At 72.7% G+C, this 26,190-nt stretch carries 25 protein-coding genes and 1 riboswitch; of the genes, 6 read left to right on the top strand and 19 right to left on the bottom strand.

Annotated features, from left to right (window positions below; translation table 11 throughout):
* The coding region (locus ACYVJE_RS14265) for a Clp protease N-terminal domain-containing protein (protein WP_461144828.1) at nucleotides 1–1,452 on the bottom strand (1,452 nt) is incomplete at its 3' end.
* 881 nt (nucleotides 1,453–2,333) lie between these two features.
* Here ACYVJE_RS14265 and ACYVJE_RS14260 point away from each other — a divergent pair.
* On the top strand, nucleotides 2,334–3,305 hold the full coding sequence (locus ACYVJE_RS14260; protein ID WP_461144827.1) for a mechanosensitive ion channel family protein: 972 nt from the start codon (nucleotides 2,334–2,336) through the stop codon (nucleotides 3,303–3,305).
* Nucleotides 3,306–3,523: 218 nt separating this feature from the next.
* On the opposite strand, the gene metE is transcribed toward ACYVJE_RS14260, so the two are convergent.
* Nucleotides 3,524–5,815: a 5-methyltetrahydropteroyltriglutamate--homocysteine S-methyltransferase gene (metE, locus tag ACYVJE_RS14255; RefSeq protein ID WP_461144826.1), complete on the bottom strand. Its 2,292-nt coding sequence runs from the start codon at nucleotides 5,813–5,815 to the stop codon at nucleotides 3,524–3,526.
* 152 nt (nucleotides 5,816–5,967) lie between these two features.
* A riboswitch (cobalamin riboswitch) is annotated at nucleotides 5,968–6,217 on the bottom strand.
* A gap of 330 nt (nucleotides 6,218–6,547) precedes the next feature.
* On the opposite strand from metE, the gene ACYVJE_RS14250 reads away from it, so the two are divergent.
* Nucleotides 6,548–6,964, top strand: a complete 417-nt coding sequence (locus ACYVJE_RS14250) for a CBS domain-containing protein (RefSeq protein WP_459155850.1) — start codon at nucleotides 6,548–6,550, stop codon at nucleotides 6,962–6,964.
* A gap of 86 nt (nucleotides 6,965–7,050) precedes the next feature.
* On the opposite strand, the gene ACYVJE_RS14245 is transcribed toward ACYVJE_RS14250, so the two are convergent.
* Together ACYVJE_RS14245 and ACYVJE_RS14240 are read right to left on the bottom strand one after the other, a co-directional pair.
* Entirely contained in the window at nucleotides 7,051–7,863 is an 813-nt protein-coding gene (locus ACYVJE_RS14245) for an HAD-IIA family hydrolase (protein WP_461144825.1), read from the bottom strand.
* A 43-nt stretch (nucleotides 7,864–7,906) separates the two neighbouring features.
* Entirely contained in the window at nucleotides 7,907–8,437 is a 531-nt protein-coding gene (locus ACYVJE_RS14240) for an inorganic diphosphatase (protein WP_461144824.1), read from the bottom strand.
* A gap of 251 nt (nucleotides 8,438–8,688) precedes the next feature.
* Between ACYVJE_RS14240 and ACYVJE_RS14235 the strand changes: the two genes are divergently transcribed.
* Together ACYVJE_RS14235 and ACYVJE_RS14230 are read left to right on the top strand one after the other, a co-directional pair.
* Nucleotides 8,689–9,507, top strand: a complete 819-nt coding sequence (locus ACYVJE_RS14235) for an SAM-dependent methyltransferase (RefSeq protein WP_461144823.1) — start codon at nucleotides 8,689–8,691, stop codon at nucleotides 9,505–9,507.
* Nucleotides 9,508–9,754: 247 nt separating this feature from the next.
* On the top strand, nucleotides 9,755–10,585 hold the full coding sequence (locus ACYVJE_RS14230) for an SAM-dependent methyltransferase (protein ID WP_461144822.1): 831 nt from the start codon (nucleotides 9,755–9,757) through the stop codon (nucleotides 10,583–10,585).
* 13 nt (nucleotides 10,586–10,598) lie between these two features.
* Here the strand turns inward: ACYVJE_RS14230 and ACYVJE_RS14225 are convergent, their stop codons facing one another.
* A complete protein-coding gene (locus ACYVJE_RS14225; protein WP_459155845.1) occupies nucleotides 10,599–11,033 on the bottom strand; it encodes a universal stress protein in 435 nt (144 codons plus the stop codon).
* Nucleotides 11,034–11,241: 208 nt separating this feature from the next.
* On the opposite strand from ACYVJE_RS14225, the gene ACYVJE_RS14220 reads away from it, so the two are divergent.
* Nucleotides 11,242–12,237: a PHP domain-containing protein gene (locus ACYVJE_RS14220; RefSeq protein WP_461144821.1), complete on the top strand. Its 996-nt coding sequence runs from the start codon at nucleotides 11,242–11,244 to the stop codon at nucleotides 12,235–12,237.
* Between the two features lie 11 nt (nucleotides 12,238–12,248).
* Here ACYVJE_RS14220 and ACYVJE_RS14215 read toward each other — a convergent pair whose 3' ends face one another.
* The 5 genes from ACYVJE_RS14215 to ACYVJE_RS14195 form a co-directional block, all read right to left on the bottom strand.
* Nucleotides 12,249–14,126: an ABC transporter ATP-binding protein gene (locus tag ACYVJE_RS14215; protein ID WP_461144820.1), complete on the bottom strand. Its 1,878-nt coding sequence runs from the start codon at nucleotides 14,124–14,126 to the stop codon at nucleotides 12,249–12,251.
* Nucleotides 14,127–14,241: 115 nt separating this feature from the next.
* A complete protein-coding gene (locus ACYVJE_RS14210; protein ID WP_461144819.1) occupies nucleotides 14,242–14,454 on the bottom strand; it encodes a hypothetical protein in 213 nt (70 codons plus the stop codon).
* 108 nt (nucleotides 14,455–14,562) lie between these two features.
* Nucleotides 14,563–15,243: a LutC/YkgG family protein gene (locus ACYVJE_RS14205; protein WP_461144818.1), complete on the bottom strand. Its 681-nt coding sequence runs from the start codon at nucleotides 15,241–15,243 to the stop codon at nucleotides 14,563–14,565.
* Complete coding sequence (locus tag ACYVJE_RS14200; RefSeq protein WP_461144837.1) at nucleotides 15,240–16,670, bottom strand: LutB/LldF family L-lactate oxidation iron-sulfur protein; 1,431 nt, start codon at nucleotides 16,668–16,670, stop codon at nucleotides 15,240–15,242. The genes ACYVJE_RS14205 and ACYVJE_RS14200 overlap by 4 nt, the downstream gene beginning before the upstream one ends.
* Nucleotides 16,671–16,687: 17 nt before the next feature.
* The gene (locus ACYVJE_RS14195) at nucleotides 16,688–17,437 is read right to left on the bottom strand and encodes a (Fe-S)-binding protein (RefSeq protein ID WP_459155840.1); all 750 of its coding nucleotides are present in this window, start codon (nucleotides 17,435–17,437) and stop codon (nucleotides 16,688–16,690) included.
* Nucleotides 17,438–17,632: 195 nt separating this feature from the next.
* Between ACYVJE_RS14195 and ACYVJE_RS14190 the strand changes: the two genes are divergently transcribed.
* On the top strand, nucleotides 17,633–18,418 hold the full coding sequence (locus ACYVJE_RS14190) for a FadR/GntR family transcriptional regulator (protein ID WP_461144817.1): 786 nt from the start codon (nucleotides 17,633–17,635) through the stop codon (nucleotides 18,416–18,418).
* Nucleotides 18,419–18,437: 19 nt separating this feature from the next.
* Here the strand turns inward: ACYVJE_RS14190 and ACYVJE_RS14185 are convergent, their stop codons facing one another.
* Genes ACYVJE_RS14185 through ACYVJE_RS14145 form a run of 9 tightly spaced genes read right to left on the bottom strand, consistent with a single transcriptional unit; the run spans nucleotide 18,438 to nucleotide 26,086 of the window.
* On the bottom strand, nucleotides 18,438–19,277 hold the full coding sequence (locus tag ACYVJE_RS14185) for an IclR family transcriptional regulator (protein WP_461144816.1): 840 nt from the start codon (nucleotides 19,275–19,277) through the stop codon (nucleotides 18,438–18,440).
* A 56-nt stretch (nucleotides 19,278–19,333) separates the two neighbouring features.
* On the bottom strand, nucleotides 19,334–19,750 hold the full coding sequence (gene pcaC / locus ACYVJE_RS14180; protein WP_459155837.1) for a 4-carboxymuconolactone decarboxylase: 417 nt from the start codon (nucleotides 19,748–19,750) through the stop codon (nucleotides 19,334–19,336).
* Nucleotides 19,751–19,808: 58 nt separating this feature from the next.
* The gene (gene pcaD / locus ACYVJE_RS14175) at nucleotides 19,809–20,570 is read right to left on the bottom strand and encodes a 3-oxoadipate enol-lactonase (RefSeq protein WP_461144815.1); all 762 of its coding nucleotides are present in this window, start codon (nucleotides 20,568–20,570) and stop codon (nucleotides 19,809–19,811) included.
* On the bottom strand, nucleotides 20,567–21,901 hold the full coding sequence (gene pcaB, locus ACYVJE_RS14170; RefSeq protein ID WP_461144814.1) for a 3-carboxy-cis,cis-muconate cycloisomerase: 1,335 nt from the start codon (nucleotides 21,899–21,901) through the stop codon (nucleotides 20,567–20,569). The genes pcaD and pcaB overlap by 4 nt, the downstream gene beginning before the upstream one ends.
* 43 nt (nucleotides 21,902–21,944) lie before the next feature.
* Nucleotides 21,945–22,511, bottom strand: a complete 567-nt coding sequence (pcaG, locus tag ACYVJE_RS14165; protein WP_461144813.1) for a protocatechuate 3,4-dioxygenase subunit alpha — start codon at nucleotides 22,509–22,511, stop codon at nucleotides 21,945–21,947.
* On the bottom strand, nucleotides 22,511–23,260 hold the full coding sequence (pcaH, locus tag ACYVJE_RS14160) for a protocatechuate 3,4-dioxygenase subunit beta (protein WP_459155833.1): 750 nt from the start codon (nucleotides 23,258–23,260) through the stop codon (nucleotides 22,511–22,513). The genes pcaG and pcaH overlap by 1 nt, the downstream gene beginning before the upstream one ends.
* A complete protein-coding gene (locus tag ACYVJE_RS14155) occupies nucleotides 23,257–24,465 on the bottom strand; it encodes a thiolase family protein (protein ID WP_461144812.1) in 1,209 nt (402 codons plus the stop codon). The genes pcaH and ACYVJE_RS14155 overlap by 4 nt, the downstream gene beginning before the upstream one ends.
* Complete coding sequence (locus ACYVJE_RS14150) at nucleotides 24,462–25,208, bottom strand: CoA-transferase subunit beta (protein ID WP_459160001.1); 747 nt, start codon at nucleotides 25,206–25,208, stop codon at nucleotides 24,462–24,464. Before ACYVJE_RS14150 ends, ACYVJE_RS14155 begins: the two co-directional genes overlap by 4 nt.
* 50 nt (nucleotides 25,209–25,258) lie before the next feature.
* Nucleotides 25,259–26,086, bottom strand: a complete 828-nt coding sequence (locus tag ACYVJE_RS14145) for a CoA transferase subunit A (RefSeq protein WP_461144811.1) — start codon at nucleotides 26,084–26,086, stop codon at nucleotides 25,259–25,261.
* Between the last annotated feature and the right edge of the window lie 104 nt (nucleotides 26,087–26,190).

The raw sequence follows: 26,190 nt of genomic DNA, 5'->3' as shown, positions 1-26,190 counted from the left end.
GATCGCCTGCGACACGGCCTTGACCGCGTCGTCCTGGCCGATGACCCGCTTGTGCAGCTCGTCCTCCATCCGCAGCAGCCGGGAGGTCTCCTCCTCGGTCAACTTGAACACCGGGATGCCGGTCCAGTGGGCCAGCACCTCCGCGATCTGCTCCTCGTCGACCTCGGCGGCGGTGTCCAGGTCCTCGCCGCTGGTGGCGCGGTGGATCCGCAGCCGCGCACCGGCCTCGTCGATGAGGTCGATCGCCTTGTCCGGCAGGTACCGGTCGTTGATGTAGCGGTCGGCCAGGCTCGCCGCCGAGGCCAGCGCCCCGTCGGTGAACGACACGCGGTGGTGCGCCTCGTAGCGGTCGCGCAGCCCCTTGACGATCTCGACCGTGTCGGTGACCGAGGGCTCGGCGACCTGGATCGGCTGGAAGCGGCGCTCCAGGGCCGCGTCCTTCTCGATGTGCTTGCGGTACTCCTCGAGCGTGGTGGCGCCGATGACCTGCAGTTCACCGCGCGCGAGCACCGGCTTGAGGATGTTGGCCGCGTCGATCGCGCCCTCGGTGGCACCCGCGCCGACCATGGTGTGGATCTCGTCGATGAACAGGATGATGTCGCCGCGAGTGCGCACCTCCTTGATCACCTTCTTCAGGCGCTCCTCGAAGTCGCCGCGGTAGCGCGACCCGGCCACCAGCGAGCTCAGGTCGAGGGTGTAGAGGTGCTTGTTCCGCAGCGGTTCGGGAACGTCGTCCTTGGCGATCCGGTGGGCCAGGCCCTCCACGACGGCGGTCTTGCCGACGCCGGCCTCGCCGATGAGCACCGGGTTGTTCTTCGTGCGCCGCGAGAGCACCTGCATGATGCGCTCGATCTCGGTCTCCCGGCCGATGACCGGGTCGAGGCGGCCGTCCCGGGCCTGCTGGGTCATGTTCTGGCCGTACTGGTCCAGCGTCAGCGAGGCGGCGCGCTGGCCGCTCTCCCCGCCGGAGCCCACGCCCGCACCGGCCGCGGACTCCCCGGACTGCGACTCCGCGCCGTAGCCGGACACCAGCTGCAGCACCTGCTCGCGCACCCGGTTGAGGTCGGCGCCGAGCTTGACCAGCACCTGCGCGGCCACGCCCTCGCCCTCGCGGATCAGGCCGAGCAGGATGTGCTCGGTGCCGATGTAGTTGTGGCCGAGCTGCAACGCCTCCCGCAGCGACAGCTCGAGGACCTTCTTCGCCCGCGGGGTGAACGGGATGTGCCCGCTCGGTGCCTGCTGGCCCTGGCCGATGATCTCCTCGACCTGCTGGCGCACGCCCTCCTGCGCGATTCCCAGCGACTCCAGCGCCTTGGCGGCGACACCCTCACCCTCGTGGATCAAGCCCAGGAGGATGTGCTCGGTGCCGATGTAGTTGTGGTTGAGCGCCCTGGCCTCCTCCTGGGCCAGGACGACCACCCGCCTCGCGCGGTCGGTGAACCTTTCGAACATTCGCACTCCCTGACTGCTGCGCCGGCAGTCCGTATTGCTGGGGTCTTTCTCGGTCAACAACGGCGGCCGACCTGCCATTCCGGCCGACTCGCGGACGTAGCGGGTTGTTGGCGTTGCCGTCAGCCGGTGGCCCACGGCGCTCCTGTCTTCGGCTGCGTACCCCCAGTATTGGCGTCAACACCGGCCGAAAAACACCGTCACGCCCACTCGAATTCCCCGGGTTTCGTGTAGAGCGAACACAGGCGGCGGTTTTTCCCGCCGAATGTGGTGTGGCCTACACACCGCGGGCGGCTGCCGGCGCCTGCCGGTGCGCCGAGGACCCGGTGCGCCCAGGCCGCGCGCCGGCCGGGGACGACGTTCCGGATCGCCAACACCTCCTGTCCCGCTCGGGGTCGTCTCGGGCTCCAAGCATCTCAAGCTCCGGGGTCGTGGCGATCACCCGTGCGCCCCCGTGTCGGGTGCACCCCGGACGTGTCGATCTGAACACGCTGCGAATGCAGAAGCCCGAATGGATTTCTCATCTCATCACTCGCACGAATGAAAATGCTCGGCGGGTGAGGAGTCCTCGTTCCCGCGGTGCGCGGCTGCCCGGGTGCTCACCGCCGGCTGCGCGCCCTCCGGCCGGCGCGCAACGCGTGGACCTCCGCTGCGCAGGGGCGACACTCCGGCGGGGATGCTGCGGCGAGGAGAGGTCTGCGCTCTGACACAATACCCGAGCGGTGAGTTGCCCCCCTTCCAGCGGACACCGACGTCGTCCGCCTGGTCACTACCCGTGCAGAACTTCGCCGGATCGGTACCGCGGGGACGGGCGCGGCGAGGCTTCCCGGCCGACCTGGGGGTGATCACGGATCCAATGTCTGTCATCGACACGGGAGCACACATTGTTCACGCCGAGTGCCCAACCGGATGAGCGCGCCGCGGCGCAAGCCGACGCGGTCACGAACTGGTTCAGCGACAACGCCGGCGCGCTGGTCAGCGGACTGATCAACATCGTCATCATCGTGGTGCTCGCGCTCGTGCTGCGCGCGGTCGCCGGCCGCGTGATCGACCAGGCCACCAAGCGGATGATCAGTTCGCAGGAGCGCCTGTCCGCGGCGAAGGCGAAGCTGAAGAACGGTCCGGTGGTGCAGAACGGGGGCGAGTCCTCCCGCGCGGAGCGGCAGCGCCAGCGGGCCGCCACGATGGCATCGGTGCTGCGCAGCGTCGCCTCGTTCCTCATCTTCGGCATCGCGTTCGTGACGATCCTCGGCCAGCTCGGCATCAGCATCGGACCGATCCTCGCCAGCGCCGGCGTGCTCGGCCTCGCGATCGGTTTCGGTGCGCAGAGCCTGGTGCAGGACTTCCTCGCCGGGATGTTCATGATGGTCGAGGACCAGTACGGCGTCGGCGACGTCATCGACGCCGGCGACGCCGTCGGCACCGTCGAAGTCGTCAGCCTGCGCGTGACCAAGATCCGCGACCTCAACGGCGGCCTCTGGTACGTGCGCAACGGCGAGATCCAGCGCGTGTGCAACATGAACCAGGACTGGGCCAACGCGGTCGTCGAGCTGCCGCTCGACTACTCCGTCGACACCGACTTCGCCAAGCAGGTCATCCAGGGCAGCATCGACACCTTCGCCGCCGACCCGGAGGTGCAGCCGAAGGTCCTGGAGCGCCCCGACATCAGCGGCATCGTCGGCATCGGCAACGGAGCGGTGACCGTCCGCGTGCTCGTCAAGACCCAGCCGGGCCAGCAGTGGGAACTCGGCCGCCGGCTCCGCGCCCAGCTCAAGACCGACCTCGATCGCCACAACATCTCCATCGCGCAGCCGGTGCTGCCGGTCAGCGGTGCCGGTGCGGCCCAGCAGGGCTGACCCGTCCGAACACGCCCGTCCGAACACGCGCGGCGCCGCCCCGGCAGGACCGGGGCGGCGCCGCGTTCGCGTGCGGCGGGCAGCACGGCTGCGGTCGGCCGCGGGCGGACGGCGAGTGGTGGGGGAGGCGCGCCCGCCCGCGACGCGCGGTCACCGCGGCAGGACCGCCACCGCGGGGTCGACCGGAGCCGTCACCGCGGCAGGGCCGATAGGAGCCGTCACCGCGGCAGGGTCGAGCGGACCTTCGCCGCCGCGTCGGCCATGTTCCGCAGCGCGGCCTCGACCTCCTCGTAACCGCGGGTCTTCAGCCCGCAGTCCGGGTTGATCCAGAGGCGGTCGGCGGGAACGGCGCGCAGCGCCTCGTCGGCGAGCGCGGCGATCTCCGCGGTGTCCGGCACCCGCGGGGAGTGGATGTCGTACACGCCGGGACCGATGCCGCGGCCGTAGCCGACCGCGTTGAGATCGGTCAGCACCTCCATCCGCGACCGGGCCGCCTCGATGCTGGTGACGTCGGCGTCCAGGTCGACGATCGCGTTGATGACGTCGCCGAACTCCGAGTAGCACAGGTGCGTGTGGATCTGGGTGCCCGCGACGACGCCCGACGTGGCCAGCCGGAAGGCGTGCACCGCCCAGTCCAGGTAGGCGGGCTGGTCGGCGGTCCGCAGCGGCAGCAGCTCGCGCAGGGCGGGTTCGTCGACCTGCACCACGCGGATGCCGGCCGCTTCGAGATCGGCGACCTCGTCGCGGATCGCCAGCGCCACCTGCCGTGCCGTGTCCGCCAACGGCTGGTCGTCGCGGACGAACGACCAGGACAGCATCGTCACCGGCCCGGTGAGCATGCCCTTGACGGGCTTGTCCGTCTGCTGCTGGGCGAAGGTGCTCCACTCGACGGTGATCGGAGCCGGCCGCGAGACGTCGCCGAACAGGATCGGTGGACGCACGCAGCGGGACCCGTAGGACTGCACCCACCCGTGGCGGGTGCTGACGAAGCCCTCCATGTACTCGGAGAAGTACTGGACCATGTCGTTGCGCTCCGGCTCACCGTGCACCACGACGTCCAGCCCGAGCCGCTCCTGCAGCCGGATGACGCCGGTGATCTCGTCGCGCATCCGCTGCCGGTAGTTCTCCCGGTCGATGGTGCCCGCGGTCAGCGCGGCCCGCGCCTTGCGCACGTCACCGGTCTGCGGGAACGAACCGATCGTCGTGGTCGGCAGCGGCGGCAGCCGCAACGCCTCCTGCTGGGCCCGCCGACGCCGCGCGTACTCCTCCCGGCGGGCGTCCCCGGGGCGCAGCGCGGCGACCCGGGCGCGCACGCGCTCGTCGTGCACCCGGGCGGCGTGCGCGCGGTGGTCCACGCGGGCCCGCGCAGCTGCCAGTTCCCCGGAGACGCTGTCGCGGCCCTCGTGCAGCGCCCGGTGCAGCGTGACGACCTCCTCGAGCTTCTGCTCGGCGAAGGCCAGCCACGAGCGCACCTGGGGGTCCAGCTCGGTCTCGGCTTCGACGTCGTAGGGCACGTGCAGCAGCGAGCACGAGGTCCCGACCGCCAGTTCGCCCGCGGATCCGCGCAGCCGCTCCGCGGTCGCCAGCGCCCGGTCGAGATCGGTGCGCCAGATGTTGCGCCCGTCGACCAGGCCCGCCACCACCGACTTGTCGCGCAAGCCGGTCAGTTTCGGAATCTCCTCCACTGTGGAGGGGCTGGAGACGAGATCGAGCGCGAGTCCCTCCACCGGGCTGTCGGCCAGGATCGGCAGCGCCTCGCCGAGATCGCCGAAGTACCCGGCCACGAGCAGTTTCGGTCGCTCTTGCAGCTGGCCGAGACGGGCGTAGGCCGAGCGCAGGGCCTGCAGCTGCTCCGCGGTGCGATCCGCGGCGAAGGCGGGCTCGTCCAGCTGCACCCACGGCACGCCGGCCCGGTGCAGCTCGGCCAGCAGGTCGGCGTAGGCGCTGACGAGGTCATCCACTGTGTCCAGTGGGGCGAAGCCCTCCGGCGCGTCCTCGGCCGGCTTCGACAGCAGCAGGAACGTCGCCGGCCCGACGAGCACCGGCCGGGTGCTCACGCCCTCGCCGACCGCCTCGCGGTACTGGTCCACCACGGTCGTGTCGGACAGCGCGAACCGCGTGTCCGGACCGATCTCCGGGACCAGGTAGTGGTAGTTCGTGTCGAACCACTTGGTCATCTCCAGCGGCGGCGTGGACTCCGCACCGCGCGCCATGGCGAAGTACGTGCCGAGCGGGTCCAGGCCCAGCTCGGTGTAGCGGCGCGGTACCGCGCCGAACGTCACCGCCGCATCGAGCACCTGGTCGTAGTACGAGAACGTGTTGCTCGGCACGGAGCGCAGCCCGGCATCGGCCAACGTGCGCCACGTGCCGGCGCGGATGTCCCGCGCGGTGCTGCGCAGGTCGGCCTCGCTGATGCGGGAGTTCCAGTACCGCTCCAGGGCACGTTTGAGTTCTCGGTTCGGACCGATCCGGGGGTAGCCCAGGACGGTCGATCCGATGGTGCTGGTCAACGCTTCTCCTCGGTTCGACGACACGGGGACGCCGAAGTCCGATGGGGGATGTGCCTGACCACCGGCACGTGCGGTGCGCGCAACTGCGGGCCGCACCGGTGCCGATCGTCCGCAGGGTCCTCCCTCGAGACCTCGGACACGCGCACGTCGCGGTGACGCGCGCACCGGTGGCAGGTCTTCGGACTCGCGGGCGTTCTCGGAGCTCGTCCGAGGTTCCTACGCGCCGTCGGCTTCCCAGGCGCTCGGCCCAGTGCCCACCCGACCCGTCGGTCGGGGACGGCGTTCGTTCCCGCACACCGCTGCGGGGCAGTCCCGGAATCGCACCGGGTTCCCTCTTGCCTCGTGCCGCCCTCCGCCGGGAAACCCGGCGCGGCCGCACGAACCACCAGCACGCATGAGACTACCCGCTCGGCGGCGTGTGACAAGACCGCCGCGGCCGCGCAGCGGCTCCCGGGCGGCGGGGGCGCCCCGGTTGCCGTGGAGTTCCGCGGCGGGACCGGCGCGGAGGAGATCCGCGCCACAGCGGTCGCACCCGCACCCGTGCGCGGGTGCTCGCCCCGCCGCGGTGACCACGGTGGACACCGCGGCGGCAATCGGCCCCGCCCCGCCCGCGCGGGGCCGGGGAGAACGGGGGCGGGTGTGGCGCTCCGCCCGGCGGGGTAGGGGCAGGGCGTGCGGCGGCATCCCTCGCGCGGTGCCGCCGGGAGGCGGCGAAAGCTGAGAGGAGGAGCGATGACCACGGCTCGCGAGTTGATGACTCCGGGGACGCACTGCGTGCGCAGCGACCAACCGGTGCGCGAAGCGGCCCGGATGATGGCCGATCTCGGGGTGGGGTCGATGCCGATCTGCGGACCCGACGACAGGGTGAAGGGCGTGATCACCGATCGGGACGTGATCGTCAAGGTCGTCGGTCAGGGCCGCGATGCGAGCAGTTTCCCCGCCGGTGACCTCAACCAGGAGGAGGCGGTGACCATCGGCGCGGACGACTCGGCCGAGGAGGCGCTGGAGACGATGCGGCAGCACCGGGTGCGCCGGCTGCCGGTGATCGACGGCGACCGCCTCGTCGGGATGCTGGCGCTGGCCGACCTCGCGCGTTCGCTGCCGGAGCAGCGCAGCGGTGAGCTCATCGCGACGCTCACCGCGGAGTGACCCGGCAGCTCCGGAGCGCCCCGGTCGTCCCGGGGTTCCCGGCCGTCCCGGGCGGCAGTCGCCCCGGGACGGGGTGCCCCGCCCCGTCAACCGCCGAACGGATCGTGCACGTGGTCGACGATGTCGGCCACCGAGGTGATCGTCCTGTCCGGCTGGAAGGGGTACTGGCGCGCGGTGTCCTGGCCGGAGAGGCCGGAGAGCACGAGGATCGTGCGCATGCCCGCCTCCATGCCCGAGCGGATGTCGGTGTCCATGCGGTCGCCGAGCAGCAGGGTGCTGTCAGCGCTGACACCGAGCGTGCGCAGGGCGAAGCGCAGCATGAGCGGGTTGGGCTTGCCGACGTAGTACGGCGGCTGCTCGGTCACGCGTTCGATGAGCGCGGCGACCGCGCCCGTCGCGGGCAGCGAGCCCTCCCGGCCGCGCCCCAGCTCGTCCGGGTTCGTGGCGAGGAACCGCGCCCCGCTCTCGATGAGCCGGATGGCCTTGGTGATCGAGCTGAAGCTGTACGTGCGGGTCTCGCCGAGGATGACGTAGTCCGGGTCGTGCTCGGTGAGCACGTAGCCGGCCTCGGTCAGCGCCGAGGTCAGCCCCGGTTCGCCGACGACGTAGGCCGATCCGCCGGGCCGCTGCCGGGCGACGAAGGAGGCCGTGGCCAGCGCCGAGGTCCAGATGGCGTGCTCGGGGATGTCCAAACCGCAGGTCAGCAAGCGGGCGCGCAGGTCGCGCGGGGTGTAGGCCGAGTCGTTGGTGAACACCAGGTACGGCAGCCCGTGCTGCTGCAGCGCGTCGAGGAACTCGCGCGCCCCGGGCGCGACGCGCTGCTCGTCGCGCATGAGCACGCCGTTGAGGTCCATCAGGTAGGTCCAGCGGGCGGTATCGGTCACCACTGCATGATCCATCGCATCCCGGAGCGGGGCGAACCCGGCCCCGCAGCGGGCGCGCTCAGTCGGCACCGACGCCGAACCGGGGTGCCGGCACCCCGGCGATGCGCTCGCCCCGCTCCGCGCGGTGCTGCGCGTCCACGATGACCGCTTCGGCGGCCACGCGTCCCTCCCAGCCGCGGGCCTCGCCGCTCTTGCGGGGTTCGATCGCCTTGTACACGTGGAAGAAGTGGCTCATCGCGCCCAGCTGGTGCTGCGGGACGTCCTGCAGGTTCCGCACCGGCTCCATGCGCGGATCGTCCGCCGGGACGCAGAGGACCTTGGCGTCGGGGCCGCCCTCGTCGTGCATCCAGAACACCGCGATCGGGCGCACGCGGACCGCGCACCCCGGGAAGGTCGGGCTGTCGAGCAGGACCATCGCGTCGAGCGGATCCCCGTCCTCGGCCACGGTCCCCGGGAAGTAGCCGTAGTCGGCCGGGTACCGCGTCGCCGTGAACAGGGTCCTGTCCAGGCGGATGCGCCCGAGGGTGTGGTCCATTTCGTACTTGTTCCGCGATCCTTCGGGGATTTCCACGACCATGTCGAGATCCATGGCCTCCTCCGCGCTCCGGTCGTCGCTGCGATGCACCGCTGCCCCGCAGCGTGCCACGCGACCGGCGCGCGGCCGCGGTGCGCGCGACGCGTGTGGCGACCGTGGCCGGTGGTGCCGGAGCGGAGGCGGGGCGCGGTCCGGCAGGTGATCCACTGTAGACGGGAGGGGAGCGCTCGGTCCTGCATCGGTCCAGGGGAGCGGTGCGCGCGAGCGAGTTGCCGGGTGCGCGCGGGGCGGAGAATCCTCTCGGCATGACGAGCGAATCGACGCGGGGGTTGCCGGATCGACCGGACGTCGCCGGGATCGATCTCGATCGGCCGAACGCGGGGCGGATGTACGACTACTTCCTGGGTGGGGGTCATCATTTCGCGGTGGACCGCGTGGCGGCCGAGCACGTGCTCGCGGCAGCCCCCTCGGTGGCCGAGGTCGCCATCGCCAATCGCTCGTTCCTCAACCGCGCGGTGCAGCACTGCTTGCGGTGCGGTGTCGACCAGTTCCTCGACCTGGGGTCGGGGCTGCCGACGGTGGGCAGCACCCACCAGATCGCGCAGCACGCCTCGCCGCGGGCGCGCGTGGTCTACGTGGACAGCGATCCGGTCGCGGTGGCGCACGCGCGGAACCTGCTCGTGGGGCTGGAATCCGTCGACGTGCTGTACGCGGATCTGGGGCAGGTGCGGACCGTCCTGCAGGATCCGCGCGTGCGCGGCCTGCTCGACCTGTCGCGGCCGGTGGCCGTGCTGCTCGTGGCCGTGCTGCACTACCTGCCGCGCGCCGGGGAGGTCGTGGCCGCCTACCGGGATGCGCTGCCGTCGGGGAGCATGCTGGTGCTCGCGCACACCACGGCCGATCACCAGCGGGGGGCCTCGGCGGTGGCGCGGGCCGTGTTCGAGGCGACGACCGTGCGCATCACCCCGCGCAGTCTGGACCAGGTGCGCGATCTCTTCGCCGGCTACGACGTCACCGCCCCGGGGGTGGTGTGGACGCCGCGGTGGCAGCCCGACCGGATGCGGGTGGCCGACGACGCCCCGGAGTGGAGCGAGACCTGGTGCGGGGTGGGCGTGAAACCCTGACTGCTTCCGGCCCCGCTCGGGGTTCGGCGGAGTTCCGGGCGCTCGGAACCGGTGTGTCAATTGCATCGATTGTTTCAGTGTTGAATGAAATCAATCCTCCGGGCAGCACCCCCGAACAGCCAGGAGGAGGTGATCGGAGCGCCGTGCGCGCTTCCGTGGCCGGCGGGACTGGCCGGGCAGCGCTCAAGATCGTTACCGTGATCGAGCAGACCGCCCGTGCGTCATCTCGTGCCGGATGGAGGACGCGATGCAGCCCACCGGGAGAGAGCCGCTGATCGGCGACGAGAACACGCCGAACGCCGCGCGGCTGTACGACTACTACCTCGGCGGGGCGCACAACTTCGAAGCCGACCGCAGCAAGGCGCACGAGCTCATGGAGCTGTGGCCGAACGTGGTCCCGGTCGCCCGGTTCAACCGGGACTTCGTCCGCCGCGTCGTGCAGCACGCGTTACGCGCCGGGATCACCCAGTTCCTCGACCTCGGCTCCGGCGTGCCCACGGTCGGCAACGTGCACGAGATCGCGCGGGCGCAGGTCCCGCACGCCCGGGTCGTCTACGACGACCACGAGTCCGTCGCCTTCAACTACAGCACCCTGCTGCTCGACGAGCACGGGTACCCCCGCGACGAGGTCGCCGTGGTCGACCGGGACCTGCGCGATGCCGAGGCGGTGCTCAGCGACCCGCGCACGCTGCGCGCGCTCGACTTCGAGCAGCCGATCTGCGTGCTCATGGTCGCCGTGCTGCACTTCGTCTCCCCGGCCGACGACCCCGCCGGCATCATCGACCGCTACTCGGTCCGCCTGCCGCCCGGTTCGTGGTTGGCCCTCACCCACATCGCCAACGACGAGGCCCCCGACGAGCAGGCCCGCGCCGTCGACCGGTTCGCCGCGGCCTACCAGGACACGAGCAACCCGCTGTTCGTGCGCGACCGCGCCGAGATCCTCCCGTGGTTCGACGGTTTCACCGTTCTCGACCCCGGGGTGACGTTCATCCCCGACTGGCGCCCGGACGCCGCCCTGGACCATCCCACCGAGGCGCGCCGCCTCGCCTGGTGCGGAGTCGGGCGCAAGGACGACTGAGCGCTCCGGCCGGTCATTCCGCGTTGCGGGGAGCCCGCACGACGACCACCGGGCAGCGGGCGTGGTGCGTGCAGTACTGCGTCACCGAGCCGAGCAGCGCCGCTGTGAACGCCCCGCGTCCGCGGTTGCCCAGCACGAGCAGTTCCCCCTCCGCGGCCTCGGACAGCAGCGCTTTCGCCGGGTGCCCGTTGACCACTTCGCGTTCGATCTCCACCGGCTGGCGCCCTCCGGTGACCTCCTCGATCACCTCGGCCAGCCCGCGCGCCGCGTCGGTGTTCAGGTTCTGCCGCGTCGGTGCCGCCTCCCAGCCGTAGATCGGCGGGCTGTCCCAGGCGGTCAGCGCGACCAACCGCGAGCGGGTCAAGCACGCCTGGTCGATGGCCCAGGACAGCGCCGCCTTCGACTCCGCGGAACCGTCCACACCGACTACGATCTTGCCCTCGGTCATCGTGCCTCCCCGCGACGCGGCCCTCGTCGCAGCACTGTGCCGCCTCCTCCCCGGGCGCGCAGAGCGGACCGCGCAGCGGGAGGCGGGAGCACCCGACGAGGACCGGGCTCGGGGACGGACGCCGGACTCGCGATCGGTGCTGGTGGCGGTCGGTGCGCGGGCACGAACCGGACGTGCGGACCTCGCCGGCATCGACTACCAAGGAACCGTGGAACCGGAACAGGCGCTGCGCGAGATCGCGTTCTGGCTCGAACGGGCACAGGCCCCCTCGTTCCGCGTGCGCGCGTTCCGGCGCGCCGCCGCGATCGCGGCCGAGCGCGGCGACGTGGCCGACCGCGCCCGGCGGGGGACGTTGACCCGCGTGGACGGGATCGGCACGACCACGGCCCAGGTGCTCGAGCAGGCGGTGCGCGGCGAGGTCCCCGAGTACCTGCAGCGGTTGCGGTCCGAGGTGGACGTTCCCGCCGAGGGGCGGGAGCTGCGGCAGGCGCTGCGCGGGGACTGCCACGCGCACTCCGACTGGTCGGACGGCGGCAGCCCGCTGGAGGAGATGGCCCGGCAGGCCCGCGGGCTCGGCCTGGAGTGGCTGGTGCTGACCGACCACTCGCCGAGCTTGGCCGTGGCCCGCGGCCTGTCCGCGGAGCGGCTGCGCGAGCAGCTGCGCGCGGTGGCCGAGCTCAACGAGCGCCTCGTCCCGTTCCGCGTGCTCACCGGAATCGAGGTGAACATCCACCCCGACGGCGGGCTGGACCAGGACGCCGACCTGCTCGCCGAGCTCGACGTGGTGGTGGCCAGCGTGCACGCGCAGCTGCGGATGCCGTGCCGCGAGATGACCGAGCGGATGTGCGCGGCGGTGGCGAACCCGGTGGTGAACGTGCTGGGGCACTGCACGGGTCGCCGCGTGGGTTCGAGCCCGCGGGAACCGTCCACCTTCGACGCGCACACCGTGTTCACCGCCTGCCGCGACCACGGGGTGGCCGTGGAGATCAACTCGCGCCCCGACCGCGTGGACCCGCCGGACGAACTGCTGCACCTGGCCCGCGACCTGGACTGCGAGTTCACCGTCGACTCCGACGCGCACGCCCCGGGGCAGCTCGACTGGCAGGCCTACGGGTGCGCCCGCGCCGAGCGGTCCGGGATCCCCGTCGAACGCGTCGTCAACGCGCGCACCGCCGAGGACGTCCTCTCCTGGGCCAAGCGGTAGCGGCGGGGGACTCACCCGGCCGGCCGCTCGGCCTCGGCAGCGGCGAACTGCGTGCGGTACAGCTCGGCGTAACGGCCGCCGCGGGCGAGCAGTTCGGTGTGCGTGCCGTGCTCGGCGATGCGGCCCTCGTCGAGCACGAGGATCCGGTCCGCCTCGCGGATGGTGGCCAGCCGGTGGGCGATGACCAGCGCGGTGCGCCCGCTCAGGGCGGTGCGCAGCGCCTGCTGCACCGCGGCTTCGGAGGCGGCGTCCAGGTGCGCTGTCGCCTCGTCGAGCACGACGATCGGCGGGGCCTTCAGCAGCAGCCGCGCGATGGCCAGCCGTTGCTTCTCCCCGCCGGAGAGGCGGTAGCCGCGGTCGCCGACGACCGTGTCCAGTCCGTCCGGCAGGGCGGCCACGAGCTCGGCCAACCGCGCGGTGCGCAGCACCTCGTGCAGCTCGGCGTCGGTGGCAGCGGGACGTGCCAGCAGCAGGTTCGCCCGGATCGTGTCGTGGAACAGGTGCGCCTCCTGGGTGACCACGCCGATCGTGGCGTACAGCGAGGACAGCGGTACCTCGCGGACGTCCGCACCGCCGATGCGCACCGCCCCCGAGGTCACGTCGTACAGCCGGCCGGCCAGGTGCGTCACCGTGGTCTTGCCCGCACCGGAGTGACCCACCAGCGCGATGGTCTCACCGGGGCGGGCGTGGAAGCTGATCTCGTGCAGCACCGGGTGCTCCGGGGAGTCGTCCGGGCGGGCCACCGATTCCAGCGAGGCCAGTGAGACCTCGTGCGAGGCGGGGTAGCGGAAGGACACCCGGTCGAACTGCAGATCGGCCGCGCCCTCCGGCAGGGGAGCGGCGTCGGGCCGGTCGGCGATCATCGGTTCCAGGTCGAGCACCTCGAAGACCCGGTCGAAGCTGACCAGCGCGGTCATCACGTCGACGTGCACGTTGGACAGCGCGGTCAGCGGTCCGTACAGCCGGGTCAGCAGCGTCGCCAAGGCCACCAGCGTGCCCAGCTGGAACGCCCCCGCCAGCACGAGCCCCCCGCCGAGTCCGTAGGCCACGGCGGTGGCCAGCGCGGTCAGCAGCGTGAGCACGATGAACAGCACCCGCGAGTACATCGCCGAGACCACGCCGAGGTCGCGGACCCGGGCGGCCCGTTCCGCGAAGCGGGCCGACTCCTGCTCGTGATCGCCGTAGAGCTTCGTCAGCATCGCACCGCCGATGGTGAACCGCTCGGTCATCAGCGAGCTCATCTCGGCATCGACCTGCATCTGCTCGCGGGTGACGCGCTGCAGCCGGCGTCCGACCCACCGCACCGGGGGCAGGAACAGCGGCAGCAGCAACAGCGCGAGCAGCGTGATCTGCCACGACAGCGTGAACATCGTGGCCAGCACGAGCACCACGGTGACCACGTTGGACACCACGGCCGACAGCGTGCTGGTCAACGCCCGCTGCGCGCCGATCACGTCGTTGTTGAGCCGGCTGACCAGCGCGCCCGTCTGCGCCCGCAGGAAGAACGCGATCGGCATCCGCTGCACGTGGCCGAACACCTCGGCGCGCAGGTCGTAGATCAGGCCTTCGCCGAGCCGCGCGGAGAACCAGCGCTGCCCCAGCTGCAGGGCCGCTTCGAGCAGCGCCACGAGCGCGACGGCGACCGCCAGCCAGATCACCACGCCGAGGTCGCCGGGCACGATCCCGTTGTCGATGATCGCCTTGAACAGCAGCGGGTTGACCACGCCCACGATCGCGGAGAGCACCACCAGGACGAGGAACGGTGCGATCTCGCGCACGTACGGGCGCGCGTAGCCGGCGATGCGCCGCACCAGCCCGCTCGACAGCCGCTGCCGCGTCACCGATCGGTCGTTGGCGAACGACCGCATCGCCTCCCAGCTCGTGGACATCCGGTGCTCCTCACCTCATCTGCGGCGCGGTGCGCCGCTGCCGTCGACGAACATCCTCGAACGTGGAGTGCGCTCGAAGTCAACGGGAACGCAGGTGGTCGAGGAGCGGGCTCCCTCAGGTCTCGGTGCCGACGTAGTGGAACTCCCAGGTCCCGTCCGGTCGGCAGGTGCGCCGCTCGTAGGCCAGGCGTGGTGCGAACGCGCGGGAGTCGCGCGCCGGTGCGGGCAGGGTGATGCGCGGGACGGGCTTGCCCGCGGAGTCGGTGGCCACGCTCACCTCACGTCCGTCCGCGGGGCCGCCGAGCAATCGGACAGCGGTCGTGTCCAACGCTGGTTCCTTTCGCCGGGTCGGGATGGCGCTCCTGGGACTCGGCGGGGCCCCGCCCCGTTCCACACCTCACTGGATCGGGTAACGGTGCGGTGTCCGCGGACTCCCTCAGGCGAACTCCGGCGCGATGAGCACGTGCAGGGTGCGGGGGCCGTGCACCCCCTCGACCCGGTTCAGCTCGATGTCGCTGGTCGCGGACGGACCGCTGATGAACGTCAGCGGCCCGCTCGGGTCGAGCCGCCGCATCGCCGCGGGCACGTCGTCGACGATCTGCTCGTGCCGCAGCACGCACACGTGCAGGTCGGGCACGAGCGTGGCCGCGCGGCGCCCCTGGCCGGGTCCGTGGTCGAGCACGATCGTGCCGGTGCTGGCGATGCCGACCGCGGCGGTGGTCACCACCGCGTCCACGGCGGTCAGCTCGGTCGCGCCGAGCGCACCGCCCCCGTCCGGCTCGGTCCCCAGCTGCTCGGCTGCGGTGCTGCGCCACGCCGCGGGAACCCCGTCCGGCACGAGCGCGCGGCGCGCTCCGGACTCGGCGAGGATCCCGCTGATCGCACCGGGCAGGTCGGCGGGACCCACCTGCCGCACCACCGCCCGGTACTCGGCCACGTGCTCGTGGAACAGGGCCACGAGATCCTCGGCCGGGCGCGCCTGGCGGTAGTCGCGGGGGATCTCCCCGGCGTCGACCCGCGCGGTGCCGCGCAGCGCGGAGCGGACGCGGCCGAGCACCTCCTCGCGGGCGCTGCCGTGCTCGTTCGTGGCGGAGTTGGTCGTGGCGGGGTCGGTCACGTCTGCTCGCCTCCTCGGGTCCGTTGCCACCAGGCGCGGAAGGATTCCGCGGGCGGGGCCGGGGCGTCGCGCGCGTCGGTCCAGCGGGCGAGGGGTCCGGGCAGGCGCCCGATCGTGCCGGACCGGCCCAGCACGTGCCGGCTCAGCGAGGCCAGCCGCTGCGCCGCTGCCAGCCGCCGGTGGTCGCCGAGCACCCAGCTCGCGGCGTGCATCGCCGCGTCCAGCGGGGCGTCCCGCGCGGTGTGCTCCTGCTCGACCACGCGGGTGCGCAGGTGCACCAGCATGTCGGGGATGTTGATGGCCACCGGGCACACGTCGTAGCAGGCCCCGCACAACGAGGAGGCGTACGGCAGGGCCTTGTCCTGCTCCGTGCTCGTGCCCCGCAGCTGCGGGGTGAGCACCGCGCCGATCGGTCCCGGGTAGACCGAGTCGTAGGCGTGCCCGCCGGTGCGCTCGTACACCGGGCAGACGTTCAGGCAGGCCGAGCAGCGGATGCAGCGCAGCGCTTCGCGGCCGAGCTCGTCGGCGAGCGCGTTCGTGCGGCCGTTGTCCAGCAGCACCACGTGGAACTCGGACGGCCCGTCGCCGTCGGTGACGCCGGTCCACGTGGAGGTGTAGGGGTTCATCCGCTCGCCCGTGCTGGACCGCGGCAGCAGCTGCAGGAACACCTCCAGGTCCTGCCAGGTGGGCACGAGCTTCTCGATGCCGACGACGCTGATGAGCGTCTCCGGCATCGTCAGGCACATGCGGCCGTTGCCCTCGGACTCGACGACGACGAGCGAACCGCTGTCGGCGACGGCGAAGTTCGCCCCGGAGATGGCGACCTCGGCCCGGAGGAACTTCTCCCGCAGGTGCTCCCGCGCGGCCGCGGCGAGCTGCTCCGGATCGTCGGTGAGGTCCGCGGGCGCGGGGGCGCCGACCTCGCCCATCTCGCGCAGGAAGATCTCCCGGATCTCCGCGCGGTTGCGGTGGATGGCGGGCACGAGGATGTGGCTCGGCGCGTCGTCGCCGAGCTGGACGATCAGCTCGGCGAGGTCCGTCTCCCACGCGTCGATGCCGGCCTGCGCGAGCGCCTCGTTGAGCTCGATCTCCTGCGTGGCCATGGACTTGACCTTGACCGCTTCGCGTTGGCCGGTGGCCTCGACCAGGCCGGTGATGATGCGGTTGGCCTCCGCGGCGTCGCGCGCCCAGTGGACCGTACCGCCGGCCGCGGTCACCGCCGACTCGAAGCGCTGCAGGTAGTCGTCCAGGTGCGACAGGGTGTGCGCCTTGATGGCGGCACCGGACTGCCGCAGCTGCTCCCAGTCGTCGAGTTCGCCGACGACCTCGTCGCGCTTGCGGCGGATCGTGGAGGTGGCCTCGCCGAGGTTGTGCCGCAGCTGGGCGTTGTCCAGCTCGCGGCGCGCCGCCTCGGGGAAGGCCGGCATGCCCAGGTACGCGCTGCTCAACGGCTGTCTCCCTCCGTGCTCGCGAGGACTTCCGCCAGGTGCAGCACCCGCACACCGGAGCGCTGCCGGTTCAGCAGCCCGCCGATGTGCATCAGGCACGAGGCGTCGCCGGCGCAGAGCACCTCGGCGCCGGTGTCCTGCACGTGCCGGGCCTTGTCGGTGCCCATCGCCACCGACACGTCCGGGTTCTTCAACGCGAACGTGCCGCCGAACCCGCAGCACTGGTCCCAGTCCGGCAGCTCCACCAGGTCCAGCGAGCGCACCGCGCGCAGCAGCCGGGCGGGCCGGTCGCCGACGCGCAGCAGCCGCAGCGAGTGGCACGTGGGGTGGTAGGTCACGCGGTGCGGGAAGTACGCGCCGACGTCGGTGACCCCGAGCACCGACACGAGGAACTCGGACAGCTCGTGCACGCGCGGGATCAGCTGCTCGACCTCCTGCGCCAGCGCCGGGTCGTCGGCGGCGACCATGGCGTGCTGGTGCCGCACCGAGGCCACGCACGACCCGGAGGGGGCGACGACGGCCTCGTAACCGGCAAAGGCGTCGACGAACGTGCGCACCGAGGAGCGCGCGCGGGCGCGGTAGCCGGTGTTGGTGTGCATCTGGCCGCAGCACGTCTGGGCCAGCGGGAACTCCACCCTGCAGCCGAGCCGCTCCAGCAGCCGCACCGTCGCCTTCGGCGCCTCCGGGAACATCGTGTCGCCCAGGCATGTCGCGAACAGGGCCACCCGCGGGGGTGTCCCGGCCATGCGCCCACCTCCTCACTGCCGCGCCCCGCCGGGCGGGGCCGCGCGCACGCAACGCCCGCGGCACGCCGCATCCTGCCCGCGGTGCACCGCACGCGCCTGTTTCCGCACATGCTTGCCGCTGCTGACCAGAGTTTGGTCAGACCACAGGCGCACCGTACTCTGAAGGCCGGACCGCGAAGAAGGGGAGGGGAGCCAGTGCCCGGAACGGACCCGGCGGCCGGGACGGAGGCGGACGGCGCCGCGGGCGAGGCCGCGTGGCGACCGGTCACGCGCGCGGCCACCTACGAACTCGTCGTCGAGCGCATCGAGGAGCGCATCCTCGCCGGCGAACTGCGCGTCGGCGACCGCCTGCCGCCGGAACGCGAGCTCGCCGGCATGCTCGGCGTCAGCCGCGCGGCCGTGCGCGAGGCCTCCCGGGCGCTGCAGGCCCAGGGCGTGCTGCGCATGGCCGTGGGCACCGGCCCCGACTCCGGCACGACCGTCGCCGCCCTGCCCCGGCACGCGCTGCAGCGGTTCCTGCGGCTGCACGTGGCCCTGGCGAACTTCCCCCCGGCCGACGTGGTCGAAGCGCGCGTGATGCTCGAACGGCACAGCGCCCGGCTCGCCGCCGAACACGCCACCGCGCCCCACGCGGACGCGCTCGAGCGGATCGCCGGCGCCATGGACGACCCCGCCGTCGGCCGCGACCGGTTCAACGAGCTCGACACCGAGTTCCACGTCGCGCTCGCCGAGGCCGGCGGCAACCGGCTCGTCGCCGAGATGACCAGCGCCGTCCGGGAATCGCTGCGGCAGCCGCTGCGCGCGGCGTTCCACCGCCTCGGCGACGACTGGGACCGCGTGCGCGTGCAGCTGTGCGCCGACCACCACGGCCTCGTCGACGCGGTGCGCGCCGATGACGGCGAGCTCGCCCAGCAGCGCGTCGAGTCCCACATCCGCTGGTTCTACCGGCAGCTGCCCACCAGCACCGACCTCGTGCGGTGACGCCCGCTCGGCGCGGCGGTCACGACGCGTCGGCACCGCCGGGCGGGGGAGCGTCCGGAGCGGACTGCGCGGCCTGGGCGCTCGGCGCGGCCCGCAGGTCCGCCTCGATCCGGCCCGCGGTCTCCAACAGCGACGGCAGCAGCCGCTGCTGCGCGTCCTGCCGGCTGGTGCGGCTGGCGTGCGAGGAGATGTTCACCGCCGCCACGACCCGGCCCGCGCGATCGCGGATCGGTGCGGCCACCGAGCGCAGCCCCTGCTCCAGCTCCTGGTCGACCAGCGCCCAGCCCTGCTGCCGCACCTGCCGCAGCTCCTCGCGCAGCTGTTCGGCCGCGGTGATCGTGTGCGAGCTCAGCCGGGTGAGCTCGACGCGGTCGAGGTAGGCCTCGAACTCGTGCTCCGGCAGGTGCGCCAGCAGCACCCGCCCCATCGACGTGGCGAACGCGGGGAAGCGGGTGCCGATGTTGATCGACACCGTCATGATCCGCGAGGTGGGCACGCGCGCCACGTAGACGATGTCGGTGGCGTCCAGCACCGACACCGAGGCCGACTCCTGCACGGCCGAGACCAGCCGCTCCAGGTGCGGCTGCGCGATCTCCGGCAGCGAGCGGCTGGACAGGTAGGCGAAGCCCAGCTCCAGCACGCGCGGGGTGAGCGCGAACGCGCGCCCGTCGGTCCAGACGTAGCCCAGCTGGACGAGCGTGTGCAGGAACCGCCGGGCGGCCGCGCGGGACAGCCCGGTCTCCCGGGCCACCTCCGCCAGCGTCATCTCCGGGTGGTTCTCGTCGAACGCCCGGATCACCAGGAGTCCGCGGGCCAGCGACTGCACGTAGCCGCCGCCGGGCTCGGTTTCGGGCTCCATCACGTCTCCTCGGCACGACTCGGGCGGGTGGACGGATCCGGGCGCGCGGCGGAGGCTCACCCGGTCTCGTCGAGAATGGTATTGGCTGTGCCGAAGGCGCTGTTGGCGCGGGGCACGCCCGCGTAGATCGCGACGTGCATGAGCACCTCGCGGATCTCCTCGGCCGTGACGCCGATGCGCCGCGCGGCGCGCACGTGCATGGCGAACTCGTCCTCGTTGCCCAGCCCCGCCAGCAGCGCGAGCGTGAGCATGCTGCGGGTGCGCTGCTCCACCGCGTCGGAGTGCCACACCTCGCCCCAGGCGTAGCGGGTGATGAAGTCCTGGAACGCGGCGGTGAACTCGGTCGTGCGCTCGATCGCGCGGTCCACGTGGGCGTCGCCGAGCACGGAGCGGCGCACCCGCATCCCGTCGGCGCGGCGCGCGGTGTCGCCGCGGTCGGCGGCCGAGTGGTCGGGGGAGTGTTCGTCGGACACGGGAATCCTTCCGGGGAGCTGTCCGGCCGGGAAGCTGCCCGGCCGGGGGACTGCGCGGTCAGGGCTGCGCGGAGAAGTGCTCCAGCAGCAGGCGGTTGACCGCCGCGGGCTGTTCCGCGTTGGCCAGGTGCGCGCCCGAGTCGATGACCTCGAGGCGGGATCCGCCGATCGCCGCGGCGATCTCCGCGGAGCGCGCCGGCGGGGTGGCCGGGTCCTCGGCGCCGGCGATCACCAGGGTCGGCGCGGTGATCGCGCCGAGGTGCTCGCGGATGTCCATCGTCGCGATCGCCTCGCAGCAGCCGGCGTAACCCTCGTCGTCGGCGCCGCGCAGCTGCTCGGCGAACCGTTCGCGCACCTGCGGGTCCGCGGCCGCGGTGGGAGTGAACCACTTGGGCAGCGAGGGCTCGACGAGCGCTTCGGTGGTCTTCTCGCGCACCAGCGCGGCCCGGTCGTGCCAGGACTGCGGAGGCATCCCCGCCGCTGTGCACAGCAGCGCCAACCGGTCGATGCGCTCCGGTGCGCTCTCGGCCAACCACATGCCCGTCATGCCGCCGAGCGAGACACCGGCGAAGTGGGCGCGGTGGACGCCGAGCTCGTCGAGCAGGGACAGCACGTCCCCGCCCAGGTCGGCCAGCGAGTAGGGGCCGGGAGTGCTCGCGGGGGTGCGTCCGTGGCCCCGCTGGTCGTAGCGGACCACGCGGAACCGCTCGGCCAGCGCAGGCACCTGCTCGTCCCACAGGCGCAGGTCCATGCCGATCGAGTTGGACAGCACGACCACCGGGGCGTCCTCCGGCCCGGCGAGTTCGTAGTGGACAGTCACTGCTCCTCCAGATGCGCGTGCCGGTGCAGCGCGGTGTCGACGAATTCCGGGGCGTGGCCGAGGTGCCCGGCCGGATCGGTGGCCGCGTCGATGGCGGACTCGGACAGCACCGCCCGCACCCGCTCGTCGGCGCGCAGCTGCGCGGCCAGCGTGCCGCCGTGCTCAGCGGCACGCCGGGAGGCCTCGCCGACGAGCTCGTGGGCCTCGGTGCGGTCCAGGTGCTCGGACAGGGCCGCCGCGGCGGCCTCGGCCATGATCGCACCGCCGGTGGCCCCGAGGTTCGCGGCCATCCGCTGCGGGTGCACCCGCAGCTCGGCGAGCACGGCGCGGGTGTGCGCCGCGGCCGCCGCGGTCAGCCGCAGCAGCTGCGTCACCGGCTCCCACTCGGCCTGCCACGCGCCCGCGGCCCGCTCGTACTCCTGCGGCATCGCCCCGAGCACAGTGGACACGAGGTCGGGAACGCGCCGCGCGATCGCGCCGACGAGCACGGACCCGACCGGGTTCTGCTTGTGCGGCATCGCCGAGGAACCGCCGGAACGCCCCTCGGTGAGCTCGCCGACCTCGGTCTGCGCGTGCAGCGAGACGTCGCGGGCGATCTTGCCGCACACCCCGGTGACCGTGCCCAGCGCGCCGGCGAGCTCGGCGATGCGGGTGCGGTCGGTGTGCCAGGGCACGGCCGGAGCGGTGAGGCCGAGGCGCTCGGCGAGCCCGGCCACGACCGCCGGCCCCTGCCCGTCGAGCGAGGCCAGGGTGCCGGCGGCACCGCCGAGCTGCACCGCCAGCCGCTCCCGGCGCACCCGCCGCAGTGCCGCGGCGGCCTCCTCCAGGGAGGTCAGCCACGTGGCGCAGCGGGCGCCGAACGTGGTCGGCAGGGCTTGCTGCAGCAGGGACCGCCCGACCATCGGCGTGTCGCGGTGCCGCTCGGCCAGCTGCGCGCAGGCCGCCGCGGCCCCGCGCAGGTCCGCCAGGACGAGGTCGGTCGTGCGGGCGGCGACGAGCATCGCCGCCGTGTCGACCACGTCCTGGCTCGTCGCGCCCTTGTGCACGTACCGGGCGGTCGAGGTGCCGACCTGCTCGGTCAGGTCGCGCACCAGCGCGATCACCGGGGTCGCCGAGGAGACCGCGCGTTCGGCGATCGACTCCGGGTCGAACGCGTCGACCCGGCAGCACCGGTCGATCTCGGCGGCGGCATCGGCGGGGACGAGACCGGCGTCGGCCTCCGCGCCCGCCAGGGCGCTCTCGAACTCCAGCATCGCCGCGAGCCACGCCCGCGCCCCCGTCTGCTCGGTGGCCCGCGGTGTGCTGAACATCGCTCCGAACAGGCTGTCCACAGCGGATTCCCCCGTCTCGTGCGGAACTCGGGTGCGGGTGGTGCTACACGCGGAAGAACACGGTCTCGTCACCGCCCTGCAGGCGCACGTCGAACCGGTAGTCCGCGCCGTCGGCCTCGGCGACGAGCGTGTGCCGCCGTTGCCGCGGAACCGCCGCGAGCACCGGGTCGGCGGCGTTGGCCCCCTCCTCGTCGGGGAAGTACACCCGGGTGACCAGGCGGGCGAGCATGCCGCGGGCGAGGACCGTCACCGCCAGGTGCGGCGCCTCGGTGCCCCCCTCCGGGGTGGGCAGCGGGCCCGGTTTGACCGTGCGCACCCAGAACCGCCCCTCGGGGTCGGTGGGGCAGCGGCCGAAGCCCTGCCAGTGCGAGGACTCGCCGCGCGGGTCGTTCTCGTGGTCGAAGCGCCCCAGGGAGTCGGCCTGCCACGTCTCCACCACGGCGTCGGGCACCGGGTCCCCGTTGCCGTCGAGGACGCGCCCGCGCAGCACGAACGCACCGGCCGTGCCCTCGGGGACCACCTCCGGCCCGTCGTCCCACAGGATCCCGCCGGGCAGCGCGTAGAACGGACCGACCGTCTGCGACGGTGTCGTCGCCGGCTGCGAGCGCATCAGTCGTCGTCCTCCTCGTCGTCCTCGAACGGTGTGGCCGCGGAACCGCGCAGGACGATGTCGAACTTGTAGCTCAGCGCCCACTCGGGAACGGTGGTGTCCAGGTCGAAGCGGGAGATCATCCGCTCGCGGGCCGCGGGGTCGCGCACCGAGTTGAAGATCGGGTCCTGGGAGAACAGCGGATCCCCCGGGAAGTACATCTGCGTGATCAACCGCTGCGTGAAGGCGCGGCCGAACAGGGAGAAGTGGATGTGCGCCGGCCGCCAGGCGTTGTCGTGGTTGCGCCACGGGTAGGCGCCCGGCTTGATCGTGACGAACCGGTAGTTGCCCTGCTCGTCGGTCATGCACCGGCCGGTTCCCGAGAAGTTCGGGTCCAGCGGGGCGGGGTGGCGGTCCCCGGCGTGCAGGTACCGCCCCGCCGCGTTGGCCTGCCAGATCTCGACCAGGGTGTTCGGGACGGGTTTGCCGTCCGAGTCCAGCACCCGGCCGCTGACGACGATGCGCTCGCCGAGCGGCTCGGCCTCGTGCTGCGCGGTCAGGTCGTGGTCGAGGTCCCCGACGCGGTCGTGCCCCAGCAGCGGCCCCGTCACCTCGGTGAGGTGCTGCGGCAGCACCTGCAGCGGCTGCTTCGGGTGCCGCAGCGCCGAGGAGCGGTACTCCGGTGTGTCCAGCGCCGGGTGCGAGTCCTCGTCGGAGGCGTAGGACGGCAGGATCAACCCCGCCGCGGAGCGGGTGTCGTCGACGGTCATGAGTCCTCCCTCGGATGGCCCGGTTGCTCCGCGTGCAGCACGACGGCGAGCCCCTGGCCGACACCGATGCAGATCGCGGCCAGCCCCCAGCCGCCGCCGGCCCGGCGCAGCTGGTGGGCCAGGGTGCCCAGCACGCGCGCGCCGGAGGCGCCGAGCGGGTGGCCGATCGCGATGGCCCCGCCCTGCTGGTTGACGATCTCCGGGTCCAGCTTCGGCCAGTCGGCCAGGCACGCCAGCGACTGGGAGGCGAACGCCTCGTTGAGCTCCACGGCGGTCAGCTCGCCCCAGCCGATGCCGGCGCGCTCCAGCGCGGTCTCGGCCGCCCGCACCGGCCCGATGCCGAACACGTCGGGGTCGACCGCGGCGGCACCGCGGCTGACCACGCGGGCCAGCGGCCGGGTGCCGAGCTGCTCGGCGGCCCGCTGCCCGCCGAGCAGCAGCGCGGCGGCACCGTCGTTGAGCGGGGAGGAGTTGCCCGCGGTGATCGTGCCGTCGACGCGGAAGACCGGTTTGAGCCCACCGAGCTTCTCCGCCGTGCTGTCCGGCCGGACGCCCTCGTCGCGGGTGAGCTCGGTGCCCGGAACCGGTACGACCTCGTCGTCGAACAGGCCCTCGTCCCAGGCGCGGGCGGCCAGCTGGTGGCTGCGCGCGGCGAACTCGTCCTGCCGCTGGCGGCTGATGCCGTAGCGGTCGGCGAGCAGCTCGGCGCTGGAGCCGAGCGAGATCGTCCACTGCTCCGGCATGTCCGGGTTGACCATGCGCCAGCCGAGCGTGGTCGAATGCAAGGTCTCGTGCCCGCGGGGGTAGCCGGACTCCGGTTTGGGCAGCACCCACGGCGCGCGGCTCATCGATTCCACGCCGCCGGCGACGCCGAGCTCGGCGTCGCCGACCTGGACGGTGCGACTGGCGTTGATGGCCGCCTCCATGCCGGAGCCGCACAGGCGGTTGGTGGTCGCCCCGGGCACGCTCGTGGGCAGACCGGCCAGCAGGGCGGCCATGCGCGCGACGTTGCGGTTGTCCTCGCCGGCACCGTTGGCGTCGCCGAACTGGACGTCGTCGATCGCCGCCGGGTCCAGTCCGGGGCTGCGCTGCAGCAGCGCGCGCAGCACGTGCGCGCCCAGGTCGTCCGGGCGGACCCCGGCCAGGCCCTTGCCGTAGCGGCCGAAGGGGGTGCGCAGCGCGTCGAGTACGTAGACCTCGCTCACCGGGATCCTCCACTGCTCAACGTGGCTTTGAGTTCGCGCAGGACACCGAGCTCGGTGTCGGTGGGTTCGTCTTGCACGCCCAGCTCGTCGGCGACGCGGAGGTCCCAGCCGGCGGCTTCGCGGGCCTGCTCGGCGGTGGCTCCCGGGCTGAGCCGGGTCAGCACGAGCTCGGCGGTGTCCGGGTCCGGTTCGAGCACGCCGAGGTCGGTGATGACCTTCGCCGGTCCGCGGCCGCGCATGCCGAACCTCTCCCGATCGCCGGGGCCGGAGCCGTAGCCGACCGAGGTGCGGAAGTCGACCTGCTCGACGAAGGTGCGCGGGCTCATGCGCATGACGATGAGCACCTCCTGGCAGGACGCGGCGATCTCCGGGGCACCGCCGGCGCCGGGCAGGCGGACCTTCGGGTCGTCGTAGTCGCCGCCGATGACGGTGCTGTTGATGTTGCCGTAGCGGTCGACCTGCGCGCCGCCGAGGAAACCGGTGTTCACCCGGCCGGGCTGCAGCCAGTAGTTGAAGATCTCCGGCACGCTGACCACCGAGTCGGCCGTGTCGGCCAGCACGCCGTCGCCGATGGACAGCGGCAGCCGGTCCGGTTTGGTGCCGATCGTGCCGGACTCGTAGATGAGCACCAGGTCGGGCGCGTGGGTGCGCCGGGCGAGGTTGGCCGCGGTGCTGGGCAGGCCGATGCCGACGAAGCAGGCGGTGCCGTCGCGCAGGCTGCGCGACGCCGCGACGGTCATCATCTCGTCGGCGCTGAACCGCTCGGTGGTGGCGGTGCTGGATGCGGTGGCGGTCAACGCGGGCTCCCTTCCGCGCTCGCTGCGAAGATCTCCGTGTCGAGCCAGTGCTGGAACGCTTCCCGGTCCCGGCCGATCGGATCCCAGTGCTGGTAGTAGTCGTTGTCCCGCTCGTAGTACCCCTGAGCGTAGGAGGGGTGGGCACCGCCGGGGACCTCCGCCACGGCCGAGACGACCCACTTGGGCAGCACGAGCGCGTCCGGGCGCGGGGTGAGCTCGTCGACGACCTCCTCGACGGTGACCAGCGAGCGGGCCGAGGCGAGCACGGTCTCCTTCTGCACGCCGGTGATGCCCCACATCTGCACGTTGCCGTGCCGGTCGGCCTGCTGGGCGTGCACGATGCCGACGTCCGGGTTGATCGCCGGGACCGCGGCGAGCCGCTGCCCGGTGAACGGGCACTCCACGGTGCTGATGTTGGAGGTGTGCTCGGGCAGGTCGGTGCCGATGTAGCCGCGCAGCACCGCGAACGGCAGCCCCGAGGCCCCCGCCTGGTAGCGGTTGGCCATCCCGGCGTGGCTGTGCTCCTCGATCTCCAGCGGGCGGGGCCACTGCTGCTGCACCGCCTCGCGGAACCGGTGCAGCGAACCGACGCCCGGGTTGCCGCCCCAGGAGAACACGAGCTTGCGCGCGCAGCCGGCGCCGATCATCTGGTCGTAGACGATGTCCGGCGTCATGCGCACCAGCGTCAGGTCCGTGCGGCGCTGCCGGATGATCTCGTGCCCGGCTGCGACGGGGATGAGGTGTGTGAACCCTTCCAACGCCACCGTGTCCCCGTCGTGGACGAGTTCGGCGACCGCCTCGTCGAGCCGCAGGATGCGTGCCATCCTGACCAACTCCTGTACGCATAGTGAACGTGTGTGCTTTATGCGAACGATAGTGGGGTGCGTTTCGCCGGTCAAGACGTGGATGCGGAACCGCTCGCCTGCGG

This window comes from Salinifilum aidingensis, from assembly GCF_054782015.1.
This window is presented reverse-complemented; position numbering and strand designations above follow the sequence as displayed.

What these genes read in the sequence shown, in the direction of transcription:
- ACYVJE_RS14145 (WP_461144811.1), bottom strand. Translation starts at nt 26,086, where the DNA reads ATGGCACGCATCCTGCGGCTCGACGAGGCGGTCGCCGAACTCGTCCAC.
- ACYVJE_RS14185 (WP_461144816.1), bottom strand. Translation starts at nt 19,277, where the DNA reads ATGGAGCCCGAAACCGAGCCCGGCGGCGGCTACGTGCAGTCGCTGGCC.
- ACYVJE_RS14200 (WP_461144837.1), bottom strand. Translation starts at nt 16,670, where the DNA reads ATGCCGGCCTTCCCCGAGGCGGCGCGCCGCGAGCTGGACAACGCCCAG.
- ACYVJE_RS14230 (WP_461144822.1), top strand. Translation starts at nt 9,755, where the DNA reads ATGCAGCCCACCGGGAGAGAGCCGCTGATCGGCGACGAGAACACGCCG.
- ACYVJE_RS14240 (WP_461144824.1), bottom strand. Translation starts at nt 8,437, where the DNA reads ATGGATCTCGACATGGTCGTGGAAATCCCCGAAGGATCGCGGAACAAG.
- ACYVJE_RS14235 (WP_461144823.1), top strand. Translation starts at nt 8,689, where the DNA reads ATGACGAGCGAATCGACGCGGGGGTTGCCGGATCGACCGGACGTCGCC.
- ACYVJE_RS14195 (WP_459155840.1), bottom strand. Translation starts at nt 17,437, where the DNA reads ATGGCCGGGACACCCCCGCGGGTGGCCCTGTTCGCGACATGCCTGGGC.
- ACYVJE_RS14250 (WP_459155850.1), top strand. Translation starts at nt 6,548, where the DNA reads ATGACCACGGCTCGCGAGTTGATGACTCCGGGGACGCACTGCGTGCGC.
- pcaG (WP_461144813.1), bottom strand. Translation starts at nt 22,511, where the DNA reads ATGCGCTCGCAGCCGGCGACGACACCGTCGCAGACGGTCGGTCCGTTC.
- ACYVJE_RS14245 (WP_461144825.1), bottom strand. Translation starts at nt 7,863, where the DNA reads ATGGATCATGCAGTGGTGACCGATACCGCCCGCTGGACCTACCTGATG.
- ACYVJE_RS14225 (WP_459155845.1), bottom strand. Translation starts at nt 11,033, where the DNA reads ATGACCGAGGGCAAGATCGTAGTCGGTGTGGACGGTTCCGCGGAGTCG.
- pcaH (WP_459155833.1), bottom strand. Translation starts at nt 23,260, where the DNA reads ATGACCGTCGACGACACCCGCTCCGCGGCGGGGTTGATCCTGCCGTCC.
- ACYVJE_RS14150 (WP_459160001.1), bottom strand. Translation starts at nt 25,208, where the DNA reads ATGATGACCGTCGCGGCGTCGCGCAGCCTGCGCGACGGCACCGCCTGC.
- ACYVJE_RS14215 (WP_461144820.1), bottom strand. Translation starts at nt 14,126, where the DNA reads ATGTCCACGAGCTGGGAGGCGATGCGGTCGTTCGCCAACGACCGATCG.